This window comes from Streptomyces sp. NPDC030021 (assembly GCF_055574035.1).
Genome location: NZ_JBVIAH010000004.1, coordinates 500234 through 517120 on the forward strand (window position 1 = coordinate 500234; position 16887 = coordinate 517120).

General features: G+C 73.2%; 14 protein-coding genes, 2 pseudogenes and 1 riboswitch. Of the genes and pseudogenes, 10 read left to right on the forward strand and 6 right to left on the reverse strand.

Annotation, left to right across the window (positions count from 1 at the left end; translation table 11 throughout):
- Window positions 1-2: 2 nt before the first annotated feature.
- Together ACZ4YL_RS11150 and ACZ4YL_RS11155 are read right to left on the reverse strand one after the other, a co-directional pair.
- Window positions 3-854 (reverse strand): hypothetical protein, encoded by an 852-nt coding sequence (locus ACZ4YL_RS11150; protein WP_468115532.1) that lies wholly within the window; start codon window positions 852-854, stop codon window positions 3-5.
- A 9-nt stretch (window positions 855-863) separates the two neighbouring features.
- Window positions 864-1922: a 3-oxoacyl-ACP synthase III family protein gene (locus ACZ4YL_RS11155; protein ID WP_468115534.1), complete on the reverse strand. Its 1059-nt coding sequence runs from the start codon at window positions 1920-1922 to the stop codon at window positions 864-866.
- A 387-nt stretch (window positions 1923-2309) separates the two neighbouring features.
- Here ACZ4YL_RS11155 and ACZ4YL_RS11160 point away from each other — a divergent pair.
- From ACZ4YL_RS11160 to ACZ4YL_RS11195, 8 genes and pseudogenes are all read left to right on the forward strand, one after another.
- Window positions 2310-2382: pseudogene (locus tag ACZ4YL_RS11160) on the forward strand.
- Window positions 2383-2456: 74 nt separating this feature from the next.
- Window positions 2457-3593 carry a leucine-rich repeat domain-containing protein gene (locus ACZ4YL_RS11165; protein ID WP_468115536.1) on the forward strand — a complete coding sequence of 379 codons (1137 nt, stop codon included), beginning with the start codon at window positions 2457-2459 and terminating at the stop codon, window positions 3591-3593.
- Window positions 3590-5281, forward strand: a complete 1692-nt coding sequence (locus ACZ4YL_RS11170; protein WP_468115538.1) for an ankyrin repeat domain-containing protein — start codon at window positions 3590-3592, stop codon at window positions 5279-5281. The genes ACZ4YL_RS11165 and ACZ4YL_RS11170 overlap by 4 nt, the downstream gene beginning before the upstream one ends.
- Complete coding sequence (locus ACZ4YL_RS11175) at window positions 5278-6483, forward strand: AAA family ATPase (RefSeq protein ID WP_468115540.1); 1206 nt, start codon at window positions 5278-5280, stop codon at window positions 6481-6483. The genes ACZ4YL_RS11170 and ACZ4YL_RS11175 overlap by 4 nt, the downstream gene beginning before the upstream one ends.
- Window positions 6484-6495: 12 nt before the next feature.
- Window positions 6496-7680, forward strand: coding sequence for a vWA domain-containing protein (locus ACZ4YL_RS11180; RefSeq protein WP_468115542.1), 1185 nt, complete (start codon window positions 6496-6498; stop codon window positions 7678-7680).
- Window positions 7681-7989: 309 nt separating this feature from the next.
- Window positions 7990-8184: a hypothetical protein gene (locus tag ACZ4YL_RS11185; protein WP_468115544.1), complete on the forward strand. Its 195-nt coding sequence runs from the start codon at window positions 7990-7992 to the stop codon at window positions 8182-8184.
- A gap of 85 nt (window positions 8185-8269) precedes the next feature.
- A riboswitch (guanidine-III (ykkC-III) riboswitch) is annotated at window positions 8270-8332 on the forward strand.
- Between the two features lie 75 nt (window positions 8333-8407).
- Complete coding sequence (locus ACZ4YL_RS11190) at window positions 8408-8878, forward strand: Ohr family peroxiredoxin (protein WP_468115546.1); 471 nt, start codon at window positions 8408-8410, stop codon at window positions 8876-8878.
- Window positions 8865-9314: a hypothetical protein gene (locus tag ACZ4YL_RS11195; RefSeq protein WP_468115548.1), complete on the forward strand. Its 450-nt coding sequence runs from the start codon at window positions 8865-8867 to the stop codon at window positions 9312-9314. Before ACZ4YL_RS11190 ends, ACZ4YL_RS11195 begins: the two co-directional genes overlap by 14 nt.
- 30 nt (window positions 9315-9344) lie before the next feature.
- Here the strand turns inward: ACZ4YL_RS11195 and ACZ4YL_RS11200 are convergent, their stop codons facing one another.
- From ACZ4YL_RS11200 to ACZ4YL_RS11215, 4 genes and pseudogenes are all read right to left on the reverse strand, one after another.
- Complete coding sequence (locus tag ACZ4YL_RS11200) at window positions 9345-10139, reverse strand: peptidoglycan recognition protein family protein (protein WP_468115550.1); 795 nt, start codon at window positions 10137-10139, stop codon at window positions 9345-9347.
- 277 nt (window positions 10140-10416) lie between these two features.
- Window positions 10417-10533 (reverse strand): annotated as a pseudogene (locus tag ACZ4YL_RS11205) (oxidoreductase); the annotation flags it as partial.
- 103 nt (window positions 10534-10636) lie between these two features.
- The gene (locus ACZ4YL_RS11210) at window positions 10637-12694 is read right to left on the reverse strand and encodes a nuclease-related domain-containing DEAD/DEAH box helicase (RefSeq protein ID WP_468115552.1); all 2058 of its coding nucleotides are present in this window, start codon (window positions 12692-12694) and stop codon (window positions 10637-10639) included.
- 83 nt (window positions 12695-12777) lie between these two features.
- Window positions 12778-13992: a hypothetical protein gene (locus ACZ4YL_RS11215; RefSeq protein WP_468115554.1), complete on the reverse strand. Its 1215-nt coding sequence runs from the start codon at window positions 13990-13992 to the stop codon at window positions 12778-12780.
- Window positions 13993-14090: 98 nt separating this feature from the next.
- Between ACZ4YL_RS11215 and recQ the strand changes: the two genes are divergently transcribed.
- Together recQ and ACZ4YL_RS11225 are read left to right on the forward strand one after the other, a co-directional pair.
- Entirely contained in the window at window positions 14091-16151 is a 2061-nt protein-coding gene (gene recQ, locus ACZ4YL_RS11220; protein WP_468115556.1) for a DNA helicase RecQ, read from the forward strand.
- A 487-nt stretch (window positions 16152-16638) separates the two neighbouring features.
- Entirely contained in the window at window positions 16639-16878 is a 240-nt protein-coding gene (locus tag ACZ4YL_RS11225; RefSeq protein ID WP_351154853.1) for a hypothetical protein, read from the forward strand.
- The last annotated feature ends 9 nt before the right edge of the window (window positions 16879-16887 follow it).

Consider the following 16887-nt stretch of genomic DNA (forward strand, 5'->3'; position numbering starts at 1 on the left):
GCTCACCACCCCTCGGGCCGGTAGAGGGCACACGCCGCACTGGGGCCGGCGCCGACCGACACGAACAGCAACTGGTCGTGGTCGTCGTGGCGTACGCCGTCCAGCACCCGGAGGTAGCCGAGGACCGGCGCCGCGGTGTGCGGCTCGCCCTTCACCCCGGCGCCGTCAGCGGTCGCGGACGGGCCGATCACCAGCGTCCGGTCGAGGTCGATGCCGATCTCTTGCGCGTAGTCGGCGGCGGCACTCGCCGCGAACTCGCCCAGCCGCTGCGCGTGGTCCGGCTCGCGCCGGACGGTGATCGTGGTCCGCCCGTGCCGGCCCATGGTGTCGGTGTCGAGGTAGCCCTCGACGTCGGTGGGCCGGTCGGCGGTGTAGTGGCGTACCGGCCCGAATCCGGCGTCGGGGTCGGCACTGCGCTCCAGCAGGAGGGCGCCGGCCAGGTCCGCGTACGGGTAGCCGGGGTCGCGGTCCGCGTCGCCGCCCGGGTGCACGTCGGCAGCGGTGATCAGGAGCCGTTCGGTGCTTCCCGTCTCCAGCAGGGCCTGGCCCGCCTGGACGGCGTTGAGTACGCCGCAGGCTCCGTTCATGAGGTCGAAGGAGAAGCCGGCGGCCGGTTCGGGGTCGGCGATGTAGTCGAGGTTGATGCCGACCTCCTTCTGGACCAGGGCCGCCATGGCCGGTTCGAAGGTGTTGTGTTCGCGGTAGACGCCGACGTTGATGAGGACGCCGATCGAGGATGCCGACACCTGGGCCCGGGCCAGGGCGCCGCGGGCGGCGCGGCCTGCGAGGTCCACGACGGAGGCCGGGGCGGTCGCCGTGTCGGGCAGGGCGGTTGCGGCTGCGGTGATGACCATGCCCATGGTTCAGACCCCCACGTTCGTCAGCGTCGCGGACAGGGCGCCGGTGACCACGCCGGAGGCGGCCGGCACCAGCAGGTACTTGGCCCCGGGGCGGGCGCCGCCCGCCCTGAGGTGCTCGCACAGCGTCAGGAAGTGCGAGGTGGTGGCAGTGTTTCCGTACCGCTCGACCACGGAGAGGGAGTCGGGCATGGGGGCGGCGAACTCGGCCTCGGCCGTCTGGTTGACGTAGTCGATGAAGCGGGTGCCGACCTGGTGCTGGATGACGTGGTCGAACTCCTCACCGGCGAACGCCCGCCCCTTCTTGGCCAGGAAGTCCCCGTGGAACCGCGGCCACAGCTTGAGCCGGTCGCGGTTGTGCATCTTCTTGTTGTCCGTGTAGAGGGCGATGCCCGGGTTGCGGTCGCTCGGCATGCCCATGCACAGGTGGGAGTACTCGGAGCAGGTCATCAGCTCGATGTAGTGGATGCGGTCGGCGGCGTCGGTGGAGACGTCCAGGACGACCGCGGCCGCCGAGTCCCCGACGGACAGCGAGGCGAACTGCGGGTCGTAGGAGTCGGTCATCTCGCGTGCGGCGGTCTGCGCGACGCGGGTCGCCTGCTCGCCGCTGACGACCAGGCCGCGCCGCACGGCGCCGGAGCGGATCATCCGGTCGAGCAGCCACACGCCGGTCATCATTCCGGCGCAGGCGTTGGAGACGTCGAAGTGAATGGCGGAGCGGGCGCCCAGCTCCCCGGCCAGCATCGCGGCGAAGGACGGCTCGAAGGTGAAGCGACCGCCGTCCTTGAAGCGGGTGATCGAGGCGGAGATGACGATGTCGAGGTCGGCGGCCCGGTAGCGGGAGGACTCCAGCGCGTCCCGGGCGGCGGACAGGGCCATCCCGAACGAATCCTCGCCGGCCCCCGGTTCGGGGTCGTACACGCGCCGCTCGGTGATCCCGGTGATCTTCTCGATGTCCGCCTCCCCCAGCCCCGGGACCAGGGCGGCGAGTTGCGGAGTGGTCTGGACTGCTGCCGGAAGACAGACGCCTAAGGCTTCTATTCGGCTGTATGCGGTGGTGCTCATGTGTGTGGCTCTCCGTGGCGGTCCGCCCGGGGCATGGGAGTGCCAGGGCGGTGGTTGACAGAGGGATTCAATGGGCGTCCGGGGAATAACGGACAGTCAAGTTACCGTAGCGTACGGAGATGTCGACGATGTGTCAGGGCTTCGCAAATCAGGAATATATGGTCGAATATCGGCCACTCGTCGCCACTTGCCGCCGCTCGCCACCGCCGCAACATCAAGCAGAATCCGAGCCTCCGCCCCTCTCGGTGGCGCCCACGCCCTCGAAAACCTGTCCGGAACCACTCGGTCCGCCTCGCAGGGCGTGACGGCCGCGACGATCGCGCACGGACCAATCGGCCAAACTGGTGATCGATTTCTGGCCGCCGAGTGGGTATGATCGCCGGCAGCAAGGCCGTAGCGCAGAGGTCGTCGCGCCCACGCATCGAGCTGGAGGACGTCGGTTCGAATCCGACCGGTCTTGCGTCTACTTCCGCAGTTCTCCCTTCAAGTCGTGATGGACGCCGGGCACCGGCGAATGAAACCGGTGGAGTGGTGATGACACAGCCGACACCCGTACGGTGCCCCGCGATCGAGCACCCCGACCTGCCGCCGGCCGACCCGGCCCGCCTCGACCCGCTGCTCGCCCGGCTCGCCGCGGACCGGCCCGTCGAGACCGACGAGACCTTCCCGCTCGGCACCCTGCGCACCGACGGCCGCGTCGACCTCTGCAAGCAGGGGCTCGGCCCGGACGGCGCGGCCCGCCTGCTGCCGGCCGCCACCGCCTCCCCGCACGCCAGGCACCTGCTCCTCGGTACCAACGCCATCGGCGACGCGGGCGCCGGCACCCTGGCCGAGGCCCTCACGGGCGACCACGGGCTGCACACCCTCTACCTCGGCTGCAACCGGATCGGCCCGGACGGCGTGAGCTCCCTCGCCGGCGCCCTCGGCGACGACACGACCGTGCGCGCCCTCTGGCTCAAGCGCAACCCGCTCTTCGGGGACGGCGCCCGCACCGTGGCCGCGCTGCTGCGCCGCAACACCGCCCTGCGCACCCTCGACCTCGTCAACACCGGAATCGGCGCCGACGGCGTACGCCTCCTGCTCGACGCCCTGGTGGAGCGCGAGCAGCCCCTGGAACGGCTCTTCCTCGGCGGCAACGGCCTCGGCCCGGACGCCGCCCCGCTGCTGGCCGCCCTGATACGGGAGGCCGGAGTGCGCGAACTGTACGTCCCCGCCAACCACCTCGGCGACGAGGGCGCCGCGGCCCTCGCCTGCGCCGCGGCCGACTCCGCCCACCCGGTCCGTCTCGGGCTCGGCGGCAACGGCATCGGCGCCGCCGGAGCGCGCAGCCTGGCCGCCTCCCTCGGCGGCATCGAAGCGCTCGACCTCGGACGGACCATGTCGGAGCGCAGCCTCGGCTCCCCCGGCAACGACCCCGGCGACGAAGGGGCGTACGCCCTGGCCGCGGCCCTCCCCGGCAGCCCCCTGCGCCGTCTGGAGCTGCGCCACACCGGCCTCACCGGGCGCGGTGCGAAGAGCCTGCTCGCGGCGGTGCCCGCGGACAGCCCGCTGGAGTACGTCGGCCTGGGTCCCGGCCTGCCCCGCCGCGTGAAGCGCTCGTTCACCGAGCGGCTCCGTCCCGCCCGGGCGGCCCACCCGGACCTGCGCGCCATCGGCAGTGTGTACCGGTGAGCGTGGAGAACGCCGAACTGCCCGGCGGCCTGCGGCCGGAGGACCGTCTGGCATGGCGGCGGATCCGCCGCTACGCCGTGCCCGGCTGGATGATCGAGCAGGCCACCGCGCACCGGCTGGCCGGTGACTGGCGGGCGGCCTGCGCGGCCGCCGCCGTGGACGTCGGCTTCGAACTGCCCGGGCTCGCGGCCCGTTACGGCGCCGCCGTGGCCGAGGCGGTGGCGGAGGACCTGCGGCACCTCGCACCGGACCTGCTGCGCTGGCACCTGCCCCGGTACCTGGGCGGCCGCACCACCCTCGCCACCGACCTGCGGATCCTGCTCGCCTCCTACGGCGGCCCCGGCGGTCCGACCCTGTCGGTCACCACACCCCGCATGAGCGAAGGCCCGCAGCGGCTGCGCCTGCACTGCGCGCCGGTCACCGCGAAGAAGGGGAACGCGTACACCGGGCGCGGCTTCGTCGCGGAGGACTGGACCGCGGTCCGGCCGTTCTGGGACGCCCGCCACGCGTCCGAGCTGGGCGCGCGCTTCACCGACCCGGACGGCCTCGCCGAGCGGATCGCCGTGCTGCGCGCCGCGGGGGACACGGTCGGGGCCTATGCGGCGGCGGGCATCGAGTGCGACCTGAGCGTCCCCGCTCCGCAGCCCTACCAGCGCCCGACGGACCCGAAGGCCCTCCTCGCCGGGATGCCGGTCGACCTCGGCCGGCTCGCACCGGAGGTGGCCCGGCTGGTGGCGGCGGGAGCGGGCGACCGCTACCGGATCGCGGCGAGCTGGCGCTCCTACCTGCTGCTGGAACACGTCGGTCCCGACAGGCTCCGGGCCCGCGTCGTCGAACAGGCCGAGGCACTCGCCGTACCGGCCCTGCCCCGGTACGCCTGGCAGCGGCTCCCCGATCCCGAACTGGTCCGGACCGGCCTGATCTCCCCGCGCGAGCTGCACCCGCTGGTGTCCGCCGCGCTGTTCCCCGGCGCCGGACCGGCAGCGCGCCCGCCCGGTCCCGACACGGGCAAGCCAGTACGCGTGCGCTGCCGCGGCGCATGGCACGAGGTGCACTCACGAGGCGGCGTACTCGACGTACCGCACACCCCCGAGGAGCAGCAACGGGAGCGTGCCATGCGGGCGTTCGGCGGCGCGGTCTCGGGGTGCTTCGCCGTGCAGCAGAGCTGGACCACGGGCGAGGGGCGGCTGCCGCGCGCCCTCCGGGCCCAGCGGCACGAGCTCTTCCTGCGCATCCAGCATGGCGACACCCCGGCCGTGGTGGCGCTGCTGGACGCGGGTATGGACCCCCGGATCCGGGACGCCCGCGGCCGCGGCCTGCTGCACACCCTCCACCTGCTCGACCACAAGGTGCTGCTGCCCCGGCTGCTGGCGGCCGGACTCGACCTGGAGGCACGGGACAACGGGCAGCGCACCCCGTTGCTGTCCGCCGTGCACTGGGGCGGCTCGGCGGATCTCGTCAGGGACCTGCTGGCGGCCGGCTCGCGGATCGACGTCACCGACGAGATGGAACTGTCGCTGTCCCAGGAGATCCGCCGGTACAAGCGCCCCGACCTCACCTTCCTGCAGGACCGCGTCGACGAGGAGTTCCCCGGCATCGGCGCCGACTGGTACGACGAACACATGGAGTACCGCGAGGAAGACGAGGACGAGGACGAGGACGACGAGGAAGAGGACGACGACGCGTGAGTGCGACCCAGCCCCAGTCACGGCCCGCCCGAGCCCTGGCGGCCGCCGACGCCCTGGGTGCCCGGCTGGGCGCCACCCGCACCGAACCCGCCACCAACCCCCAACTGGAGGCACTGGCACTGGCCGTGACGGCCAACCAGCCCGTCCTCCTGTGGGGTGAGCCCGGCATCGGCAAGTCCGCCGGCATGGAGCAGCTCGCCACCGCGCTCGGCGTGCCGCTGGAGACCGTCATCGCCAGCGTCCACGAGCCCTCCGACTTCGCGGGTCTGCCCATCGTCGGCGAGGACCCGGCCACCACGGGTGTCCCCATGGCTCCGCCGGACTGGGCGGTGCGCCTTGCCCGCACCGGCCACGGGCTGCTGTTCTTCGACGAGCTGTCCTCCGCCCCGCCGGCCGTGCAGGCGGCCCTGCTGCGCGTGGTCCTGGAGCGCCGGGTCGGCAGCCTCGAACTGCCTGCGGCCGTACGGATCGTCGCCGCGGCCAATCCGCCCGCCAGCGCCGCGGACGGCTGGCACCTCAGCCCGCCGCTCGCGAACCGCTTCGTCCACCTCGACTGGACGCACAACCCGCGCACCGTGGCCCGCGGCATGGCCGGCACCTGGCCCGAGGTGGCCATCCCGGCCGTCGATCCCGCCAAGGTCTCCAGTTCGGTCGCCCGGGCCCGCGGCGCCGTCTCCGGCTTCCTCACCGCCCGGCCGGGCCTGGTCCACCACATGCCGGCCGAGGCCGCCGGACGGGGCCGCGGCTGGCCCTCCCCCCGTACCTGGGAGATGGCCCTGCGGCTGCTGGCCACGGGGTACGCGGCCTCGACGGGCCGGGAGGCGCTGGCAGCCGCGCTCACCGGCGCCGTGGGCGAAGCCGCCGGGATCGAACTCCTCTCGTACCTCGAACACCTCGACCTGCCCGACCCGGACCGGGTGCTGGCCGACCCGGACGCCTTCGCCCTGCCCGAGCGCGGCGACCGGCAGCTGGCCTTCCTCATCGCGGTCGTCGCGGCCGTGCAGAGCGAGCTCACCCGCCCCCGGTGGGAGGCGGGCTGGGCGGTCCTCGCCAAGGCTGTGGACGCGGGCGTGCCCGACGTCGCCGCCCGCGCCGCCGCCGACCTCGCCGCGATGCGCGACCTCGACTGGCCGGTGCCCGCGGGCATCGACGCCTTCGTGGAACTGCTCCAGCTGTCCGGCTCGCTGCCGGGCGGCAGCTGAGCCCGGTCCGCCGTGCGCCGGGAGCTGGACCGCGCGAAGCTGCTGGCAGCCCGTTACAAGGCCGCCGAGACCCGTCCGTACCTCGCTTCCGCGCTGTACGCCCTGACCGTCGTCCCCTCGGCCGGGGTGCGCACCATGGGCGTGGACCGGCACTGGCGCTGCTACGTCTCGCCCGCCTTCGTCGAGGCGACCCCGGTCGTCGAACTGGCCGGGGTGTGGATCCACGAGGTGGCGCACCTGCTGCGCGACCACCACGGCCGGGCCGAGCGCCTGCCCGCCGCCGACCAGCGCGATCCGGTCCGGGTCAACATCGCCCAGGACTGCGAGATCAACGACGACCTGCTGGCCGACGGGCTGGTGCTGCCCGAGGGCCGGATGGAGCCCAGGCTCTACGGCCTGCCCACGGGCGGCCTGTTCGAGACCTACCTGCCGGCGATTCCCCCGACGCCCCACGGGCCGGACTGCGGTTCCGGTGCGCACGGCACCCCCGGGCCCTGGGAGCTGGGCGAGGACGGCGGCCCCGCCCGGGTCGGCCCGGTGGAGGCCGAGGCACTGCGCCGGCAGACCGCCGAGGCCGTACGGGCCCACCGGCGCACCCGGGGCCGGGTCCCCGAGGGCTGGGCCCGGTGGGCCGAGGAACTTCTGGAGCCCTCCGTCGACTGGCGCCAGGCTCTGGCGGGAGCGGTCCGCGAGGCCGCCGCCTGGGCGGCCGGCGCGGTGGACTACACGTACCGCCGCCCGTCGCGCCGGACACCCGCGCTCGGCGGCCGGGTGGTGCTTCCCAGTCTGCGCAGGCCGCTGCCGCGGGTGGCCGTCGTCCTCGACACCTCGGGATCGATGGGCCCGGACGACCTCGCGGCCGCCCTCGCCGAAGTCACCGGCGTCCTGCGGGAGGTGGGCGTCGGCGGGAACCGGGTCGCCGTCCTCGCGTGCGACGCCGACGTGCATGCCGTGACCCGGGTGCGCAGTGCCGGCGAGGTGACCCTGGCCGGTGGCGGGGGCACGGACATGCGGGTCGGCATCGGCGCGGCCCTGGCCCTGCCCGACCGGCCGAACGTCGTGGTCGTGCTGACCGACGGGTACACGCCGTGGCCGGACGAGACACCGTCGTGCCGCTTGATCGCCGCCCTGATCGGCAACTCCCCGCCCGCGCCCCCGTCCTGGGTGGAGACGGTACGCGTCGACCCGGCCACGTGATCCCGGCCGGGATACGCCTACGAACGACACCCGCCATCCTGCCGACCCCGGTGGGACGAGGCACCAAGTGCCGTGCTGTTGGTGGTTCTTGCCCGTGCGGCGCCGGCGGGGAAGGTCCCGGTTCCCCGCCGGTGGCGGACGGCCGTCGCTCGTGCCGCGCCAATGCCCGCACGCACGGCTGATGTTGCCGGATCGGCATCGCCGACGCGACCCTCGACGACACGCCTTGTCACCCTCCGTGTTTAACCGTCCGCGAATCGGTAACAAAATGTAGTGACAGGCAGTCAATACTCGACGAAAGGCAGGACCATGAACCTTGTCAACGTGCTCATCCTCGTCGCGGTCCTCGCACTTGTCGGCCTGCTGATCGCGGCCCCCAGCGCCACCGTGCGGCGCAACCCGTTCCCGGGCCGCCGGCAGCGAGCCGACCGCCACCGCCGCTCGGGCGCTCCGAGGTCGACCCGGGTACCCGGTCAGCGGGGCATCCAGCACCACGCGCCCTGACCCCGGGCCGGCGGCCGGGTCGGTGGTGGGTGAGGTACTTCACCGCGGGGGTGGCCCCGGATCGCGGAGCGCGTTGCTAGATTGTCCGGCGGCCGGTCCACGGCCCCGGACGAGATGCGCCGTACCCGGTTACGCACGACGACGCGCGAGGTGCCGCACGAGCGGCGCCGTCCGCTGTCCGCACCCGGGCAGCGTCCTCGTCGAGCAAGATGGGCCGTACGCCATGACCGTGCCACTCACCCGCAGCCTGTACCGGACGACCGCGCACGCCGCCGGAGGACGTACCGGATCCGTCCGCACGGACGACGGACGCCTGGACGTCCGCCTCGCCCCGCCGCGCAAGAAGGTGCCCGGCACCACCAACCCCGAGCAGCTGTTCGCGGCCGGTTTCGCCGCCTGCTTCACCTCCGCGCTCGCGGAGGTCGCCGCCGAGTTCGGGGCGGACGCCTCCACCGCGCGCGTGGCCTGCGAGGTCCAGCTCGGCACCACGGACACGCCCGCGGGCTACGGCCTCGCGGTGGCGCTCACCGTCAGCCTGCCCGGGTGGCGTGCGGCGGACCTCCAGCCCCTGCTGCACCGGGCGGACGCGGTCTGCCCGTACTCGCAGGCCGTACGCGGCAACGTACCGCTGACGCTCCTGGCCGTGGACGAGCCCGCCGAGGCCACCGAGCCTGCCGCCGATGACCGCGCCTGAGCCCGGGCCGGCCGGGCACGTCACGGACGGCCCCGGCGTCCCGGTGCCCGAGCGCGGTGCCTGGCTTCGGCGCGGCATCAGCCGCAACGGCGGACCCCTCGTCGAGGACCGCGAAGTGGTGTGGCTGCAGGCCGGGTCGTACTACGCCGACAGCCGTGGCTTCGCCGGTACGACGTCCTTCGACGGCTCCCAGGTGCACTTCCACCACCTCACGGGCGAGCCCGGCGAAGACGCCGGCACCTTCCGGTGGGACGGTGCGGACCTCGTCGAGCGGGGCACCAACCCGGACGGCAGCACCTTCCTGGAGATCTGGACCCCGCTGCCCGCCGCCGACGGCGCCTGCGGCTCCTGGTCCGGACCGGACCACCACGTGGTGCGCGTCGGCCGCCACGTGGTGCATGTCGATTCCCGTGCCGGTACGTACTGGCGGCTGTAGCCCTGGGTGGCCCGGGGCGGCGGCGCACCGTCAGGGCAGGAGACCGGCCGGGAGGTATTCCGCGTACTCCGAGGCCGGCCGCCCGGTGGCCTGGCGCACCAGGTCCTCGATGGGGTCGGCCGCCTCCTCCGGCGCGGGCGTGCCGAGGCGGTCGGCGACGTCCTTGCGGAGGGTCGGGAGCAGTGCGTAGAGGTGGTCGCCGGGGCAGGAGGTGGCGTTGAAGTCGCGGTGGCCGTAGATCTCCGACGCGGGCAGGCCGTACTGGTCGCAGATGTGGGCGCACAGGTCGGCCAGGGCCGCGTACTGGGCCTCGGGCGGGTCCTGCGAGGTGTACGTGCCCTCGTTCTCGATGCCGATCGACACGGTGTTCTGGCCGACGCAGTGCGCCGCCCGCACCTGGCGGGTGCCGGTGCGCAGCTCCGCGAGGCTGTGGTGACGTCCTTCCAGCACGAAGGCCCCGCGGCTGATGGTGAAGTGCTGACCTGTGTCGATCCAGCCCTGCGCGTCCATGTGGTACGTCTGGATCGCGCGGGCGAGGGCGAAGGCGCGCTGCTTCGAGTAGTCCGTCACGTTCGCCGTCGCCGTGTGGTGGACGATGATCCGCTCCGGGCGGTTGTCCAGGACGACGACGGGTTCGGACGCCGCCCGCGCACCCCAGGCGGCGCAGCCGATGATGTCAGGGGTGGCGGCGGAGTACGCCCGCCCGGCCGCGGCGAGCGGCAGTGCCGTGGCGGCGGCGAGGGCGAAGGCTCCCGTGAGGACCGACCGGCGGCTGTACGGGGCGGTGGCGCGCGCGGGCGGCTGGTGCAGTGCGGAGAAGGTCATGCGGCGCCATTGAAGGGGACTCCACCTCCACCGGTCGCGCAGACACACCGCCCAACCCCCCGGAGTGTCCCCGACCGGCCGTAACCGGCGGTCACCCGCGGCCGGCGCACGGAGCCGGCTTCGCCACCGACAGGGGCTCGGCGATGTCCTCCGGCGAGCGCGCCGCTGCTCCCTCGGCTGGCCCGGACACGACCGCCTGCCCCGCCTGGTCCGCGGGACACCGTCTATCCGAGGCCTTCCGGCGTCCCGTCCTCGTGCTTCCCTTCGGTCCCTGTGGTCACTGCGTACTCGCAGCAGGACGTACGACGATCTCGTTGACGCCGACCTCGGCCGGCTGGGCGACGGCAAAGGCGATGGCCTCGGCGATCGCGGACGCCGGCAGCGCCACGGCGCGTTGTCGGAGCACCCGAATACGCCCAGTATGCGGGCGCCCCTCCGCCTTGCGAGGCACCGCATCTGACGCCGCGCGCTGATCCACCGGGGATTACGGGACAGCCTTAGGCGACGCTGCCGAGCCACAGCAGGTCACGGGCCCGGGTCATCGCCACGAAGAGCTGGCTGCGGAGCAGCTCCTCGCGCTCCCGGGCCGTCTCCGAGGTCTCCGTACCGCCCGTGGTACCGCCCGCCGTGCCGGCCGGCGTCCCCTTCGCGAAGACCGCATCGTGCCGGGGCAGGAAGACGTTCTTGAACTCCAGGCCCTTGGCCCTGCGGTAGGTGCCCAGCTTCACCGCGTCGACCGCGCGGCCGTCGTAGTGCTCCAACTGGCACACCGGGATGCCCGCCTGGGTGAGCAACCGCTGGTAGTGGCCGATGGCGCGCATGGAGGGGCACAGCAGGGCGGTGTCGGCCCGCGCACCGTCGGGCAGGGCACGCAGGGCGTCCAGGAGTTCCCTGTCGTGGGCGTTGACCGTGGGCCTGGTGACGCGCACGACGTCCCCGTCGTGGTAGGTGAGGTCGACGTCGCGGCGCCCCGGGGTGCGCAGGCCGTCGATGTCCTCGAAGGCGTCGTCGGCCACGACGGTGAGGGCCGCGTCCAGGATCTGCTTGCTGTTGCGGTAGTTGGTGCGCAGCACCTGTCCGCGGTCGCCGCGGATGTCGATGCCCGCGTCGGTGAGGCGGAAGCCGCCCGGGTACACGGTCTGCTGGCCGTCGCCGACGAGCAGCAGACCGTTCGGCACATCACCGACGAGCGCGTGCAGGAGGCGCACGCCGACGAGCGTGAGGTCCTGGACCTCGTCCACGATGACGGCCGCGTACGGGGGCCGCTCGCGCCGGCGGGCGGCTTCGGCCAGGGCCAGGGAGAGGACGTCGTTGAAGTCGTGGACGCCGCGCTCGCCGCGCAGCGATTCGTACGCCTCGTACAGCTCCCAGACCGACTGCCGGTGCGTACGGTGGAGGCGCGCCTTGCGCCGCCGCCTGGGGAGGGTCACGTACTCCTCGAAGCGGGTGAGGCCTCGCCCCTTGATCACGTAGTCGATCTCTTCGTGCCAGTAGGTGGGGGCCGGGTCGAGCTCGGCCAGGCGGCTCTCGCGGCCGACGTTCTTCCAGGCGAGGCTGAAGGCGGTCTCGGCCTTGTCCCCGTGCAGCCGTACCGGTATGCCCCGCTCCTGCAGGAACTCCTGCGCCCAGGAGTGGAGGCTGCGGAAGTCCACCCGGTCGGCGACGGCCGGGGCCATGGTCTTGAGGAAGGTGCTCTGCACCCGGGGCAGGTTGTTGGCGAAGGTGACGTACAGGATGCGGCCGGTCGTCCGCCGGGCCAGGTGGGCGGCACGGTGCAGGGCGACGACCGTCTTGCCGGTACCGGCCGGTCCGCTGATGCGGGCCGGGCCCGCCCAGTTGCGGCGCACCAGTGCCACCTGATCGGGGTGGAGGAAGGTCATCCACTGCTCGATCGGCGCCTGCATCGCTCCCTTCAAGGCCGCGTCGCGCAGCCCTTCCAGGTCGAACAGCCCGTCCGGGGAGCTCGGTCGGTGGTGCTGGGGCGCCTGCGGCAGCTGCTGGTCGACCGCCGATCCCGTGTAGCCCGGGAACACCCGCTCCAGATGATCGGCGATCGCCCGGACCGACTCCGCGCGCAGCCTGTGCCGCTGCGAGAGCAGCACGGGGCCGATCTCGTGTTCGCCCAGGAGCCGTATCCGGCCGCGGTTCGTGTCGACACGCTGCCCGGCGAACAGCATGAGCGGCTGGACCGCCACCGGTGACATGCCGAGGGACGCCACCGCGCTCTCGGCGGCCTTCGTGGCGGCGAGCAGCCCGGCCGCCCGTCCGTCGCCCGGCTCGCCGCCGGCGGTGACGTCGATGACGAAGACACCGCCGGGCCCCACCAGCAGCATGTCCGCGTCGGCGGTCCGTGTCCCGGACCATTGCCGGTCGACGAGCAACCGCCACCCGCGGGCCGTCAGTACCAACAGCTGGGCGAGTACCCGCTGTTCGCCCTCGCCGACCGCGCCCCACCGCAGGGCCTGCCGGCGGGCGGCCTGCCACTGCTCCCGGAGTAACCGCTCCTGCCGCCGCGCGTCCTGCGCCCGCTGCGATGCCGCCCCGCCTGCCCCCATACCAGCCCCCTCGTACGCGGAGTGACGATCATAGGGCGGAACGCAACTGTGACGGCAGGGCGCGTACCGGGCAGGCGGGGGGCTTAGTCCTGCCAGTAGAAGAGCAGGGTGTCGACCCTCAGCGGGTCGCGGCTGCCGAAGTAGTACACGCAGAGGCCGGTGACCTCGATCGAGGCGACGGTGTGATCGATCCAGCGGAATCCGGCGGATTCGAGGGCTCGGCGCACGTCCGGATCGTCGTCGTCACCGGTGGCGAACCGGCCGAGCGTGCTGATGAACACCGTGCGCTCGCTCGTGCCGTAGCCGATCACGTGGTACGTACCGTCCCCCGAGCCGTTGTCCTCTCCGCAGGAGACCGGCGGCTTCGGCGCGAGGCCCGCGGCGGTGAGGGCGGCCGTGGCCCGCAGCAGCCGCTCGGCCGGGTCGGTGGCCGGCGGCGGCTCCGTGCACACGGCCTCGATCCGCCACCGCGGATCGCTCCGCTCCTCGGCCCACTGCCCGTACTCGTGGACGATCGCCGCGCGCAGTTCCTCGTCCAGGCCGGCCACCTCGACGCGGGGCCGCTCCAGCTCGTCGTACAGCCGCCGGGTCTCGGCGGCGTCGTCGGTCAGCCGGTGCAGCGCGTACACGGACCACAGCTTCGCCTCCTCGGTCGGCGCCCCGGCGAGATGGCCGCGCAGCCGTTCGGGGTCGGTCAGGAACTCCTGGGCGCGGTACGCGACCACCCGGTCGGGGTCCGCCAGCGCACCGGTGACGTCCTCGCCGGCGTGGTGGCGCAGGCGGATGCCGGCGGAGCGGTCCTCGGGCCGGGCCCGGTCGAGTTCGGCCAGCAGCGCCTCGAACCCGTACCGTGCGGCCAGTGCGTCCAGCCCCGCCTCGCCGGTCTCCCGCCGGCGACGCCACGGGCTGAAGGCGAGCGTCGCCAGGGCGCCCGCCGCCATGAGGTCGCCGAGCGCGCCGCGGGCCCCCAGGACCGCTTCGGCCATGCCGTACGCGCCGTCCTGGTTCCGGTCCTCGTGCCGCAGCCACGGCAGCAGCTCGGGGCGGTCCGCGAGCAGGTCCAGCAGCGCGATGCGCACATGGCTCACGTCACCGGCGTTCTGGACGCAGGCGATCAACTCGGGCACGCGCCGCTCCGGCACCCGTCCGGCCAGCGCCTCCGCGCAGGCCTGGCGGCGCCACCACGGCTGGGCCGCGTCGGCCGCGCACCTCGCGACGGCGTCCGCGTCGAACGCGAGCAGGCCCGCGGTGTCGGTCCGCCCGGCTTCCGGACTCAGCGTCTTGATCGTCTTCGCCATCCCGGGAGGCTACTCGGCGTCGCCGGGCGGAGCTCTCCCCTTTTTCCGGGTCCGGGCGGACGGGATCCGGTGTCGGTGGGTGTCGATAGGCTTCATGGATGGCACTCCCCGACGCTTCCCCCGAAACCTCCGAGACCTCCGACGCTCTGCAGGTACTGCACCGCGTGTTCGGCTACGGCTCCTTCCGCGGTGAGCAGCAGGAGATCATCGAGCAGGTCGTCGGCGGCGGCGACGCCCTCGTGCTGATGCCGACCGGCGGCGGCAAGTCGCTCTGCTACCAGATCCCGGCGCTGGTCAGAGAAGGCACGGGCATCGTCATCTCGCCGCTGATCGCGCTGATGCAGGACCAGGTGAACGCGCTGACCACCCTCGGGGTGCGGGCCGGATTCCTCAACTCGACGCAGGACCCGTACGAGCGGCAGGCCGTCGAGCAGGCGTTCCTCGGCGGCGAGCTGGACCTGCTCTACCTGGCCCCCGAGCGCCTGCGCACCGAGAGCACCCAGCGGCTGCTCGACCGGGGGACGGTCTCGCTCTTCGCGATCGACGAGGCGCACTGCGTCGCCCAGTGGGGTCACGACTTCCGGCCCGACTACCTCGCGCTGTCGATGCTGCACGAACGCTGGCCGAAGGTTCCCCGGATCGCGCTGACCGCGACGGCCACCGAGGCCACCCACGCCGAGATCGTGGCGCGGCTCGGCCTGGAGGAGGCCCGGCACTTCGTCGCCAGCTTCGACCGGCCGAACATCCAGTACCGGATCGCCCCGAAGAACAACCCGCTCAAGCAGGTGCTGGAGCTGATCCGCAGCGAGCACGCCGGTGACGCCGGAGTCGTCTACTGCCTCTCGCGGGCCTCCGTGGAGAAGACCGCGGCCTTCCTGGTGGAACAGGGCATCGACGCCGTGGCGTACCACGCCGGCATGGACGCCCGGACGCGCGCGGCGAACCAGGCGCGGTTCCTGCGGGAGGACGGGGTCGTGGTGGTGGCCACGATCGCGTTCGGCATGGGCATCGACAAGCCGGACGTGCGCTTCGTGGCGCACCTCGACCTCCCGAAGTCGGTCGAGGGCTACTACCAGGAGACCGGCAGGGCGGGCCGGGACGGCGAGCCGGCCACGGCGTGGCTGGCGTACGGCCTGCAGGACGTGGTGCAGCAGCGCAAGCTCATCGACGGTTCCGACGGCGACGAGACGCACCGCCGCTCCCTGGGCATGCACCTGGACGCCATGCTGGCGCTGTGCGAGACGGTCGACTGCCGCCGGGTGCGGCTGCTGGAGTACTTCGGCCAGTCGGGCACGCCGTGCGGCAACTGCGACACGTGTCTGACGCCGGCCGAGTCCTGGGACGCGACGGTCGCCTCGCAGAAGCTGCTGTCGACCGTGTGGCGGCTGGCGAACGAACGGCGGCAGAAGTTCGGCGCCGGCCAGATCATCGACATCCTCCAGGGCAAGAAGACGGCCAAGGTCATCCAGTTCGACCACGACGCGCTCTCGGTGTTCGGCGTCGGGGCGGACCTGGGCACCGCGGAGTGGCGGGGCGTCGTACGCCAGCTGCTGGCGCAGCGGCTGCTGGCGGTGGAGGGCGAGTACGGGACGCTGGTGCTGACGGAGGACAGCGGCGAGGTGCTGGGCGGACGCCGCAGCGTCCCGATGCGGAAGGAGAAGGCTCCCGCCGGACCCGCCCGCAAGGAGTCCGGTTCGCGCTCGGGGAAGGGCGCCCGGGTGCCGGTCGACCTGCCGGCCGCGGCGGAGCCGGTCTTCCTGGCCCTGCGCGCCTGGCGGGCCGAGACGGCGCGGGAGCAGGGCGTACCGGCGTACGTCGTCTTCCACGACGCGACGCTGCGGGAGATCGCGACCCGGCTGCCCGCCACGACGGAGGAGCTGGGCACCATCGGCGGCGTCGGCGAGGCGAAGCTCGCCAAGTACGCCGAGGGCGTCCTCGACACCCTGGCTGAGTGCGGCGCCACGGCCTCGGCCCCCGCCTCCGCACCGCCGGCCGGGTCCGCCGCTCCGGCTCACCCGGAGGCACCGCCCGCGGCACAGTCCGCGGCACAGTCCGCGGCACAGTCCGCGGCACGGCGCGATGAGGCGGCGCCGGACGACGACGAGCCGCCCTTCGACCTGGACGAGATGGCTCCGCCGCCCTGGGACGACTGGCAGTAGCCGGTCCAGCCGCACGGGGAGCCCGGACGCGGCACCTGGCACCATGGGCGCGCCACCCTGCGCCCATGGGCCGCCCGGCCCCTGGGCGCCCGGCAACCGGGTGTGAGGCACCCGTCACCCCGTGCACCCTCAGGAAACCTGCACATGGCGTCCGCGATCTCGACAGCGGACCTCCCCCGCAGGGCAATTTGTCATGCTATGTCCCGTCCCTTCGGTGGCGATTCATCCTGTTCGGTTCCGCGCCGGCAGTGCACCTCCCCTATGTGTTACTCGATCCTGTGAAGAAGTCGCCACCATTCGGTGAATCAAGCTGCACGTCCGTCCGCAGAGGTGGCCGTCCACCCGTGACGGGAAGTCAGCGGGATTGGGTGGAGGGCGCGTTCGCATGCTTTCATCTTGCGCATCGCAGCAGTCAGGAACGGCGGCCGAGTTTCGTTCCGCCGACCGCGCGGCGATGAATTCCTCCCCCCAATGAAAGGTGCGCGCCATGCGTAACGACCTGGAGACCCGCGAGATCGACGACACCGAGCTGGACGCCGTGTCCGGCGGCATCATCAGCGTGTCCGGTGGCCTGGCCGGCGCCGTGACCAGCGATGTCAGCAATGTCGTGGGCGTCGTGGGCTCCCTCCACACCGTCCAGGCCGCGACGGGCATCGTGTCCCACGTCCCCGGTCTCGTCACGGGCATCACCGGTGTTTCGGTGAACTCCGGTCGCGCCGGTCTCTGATCGGAAATA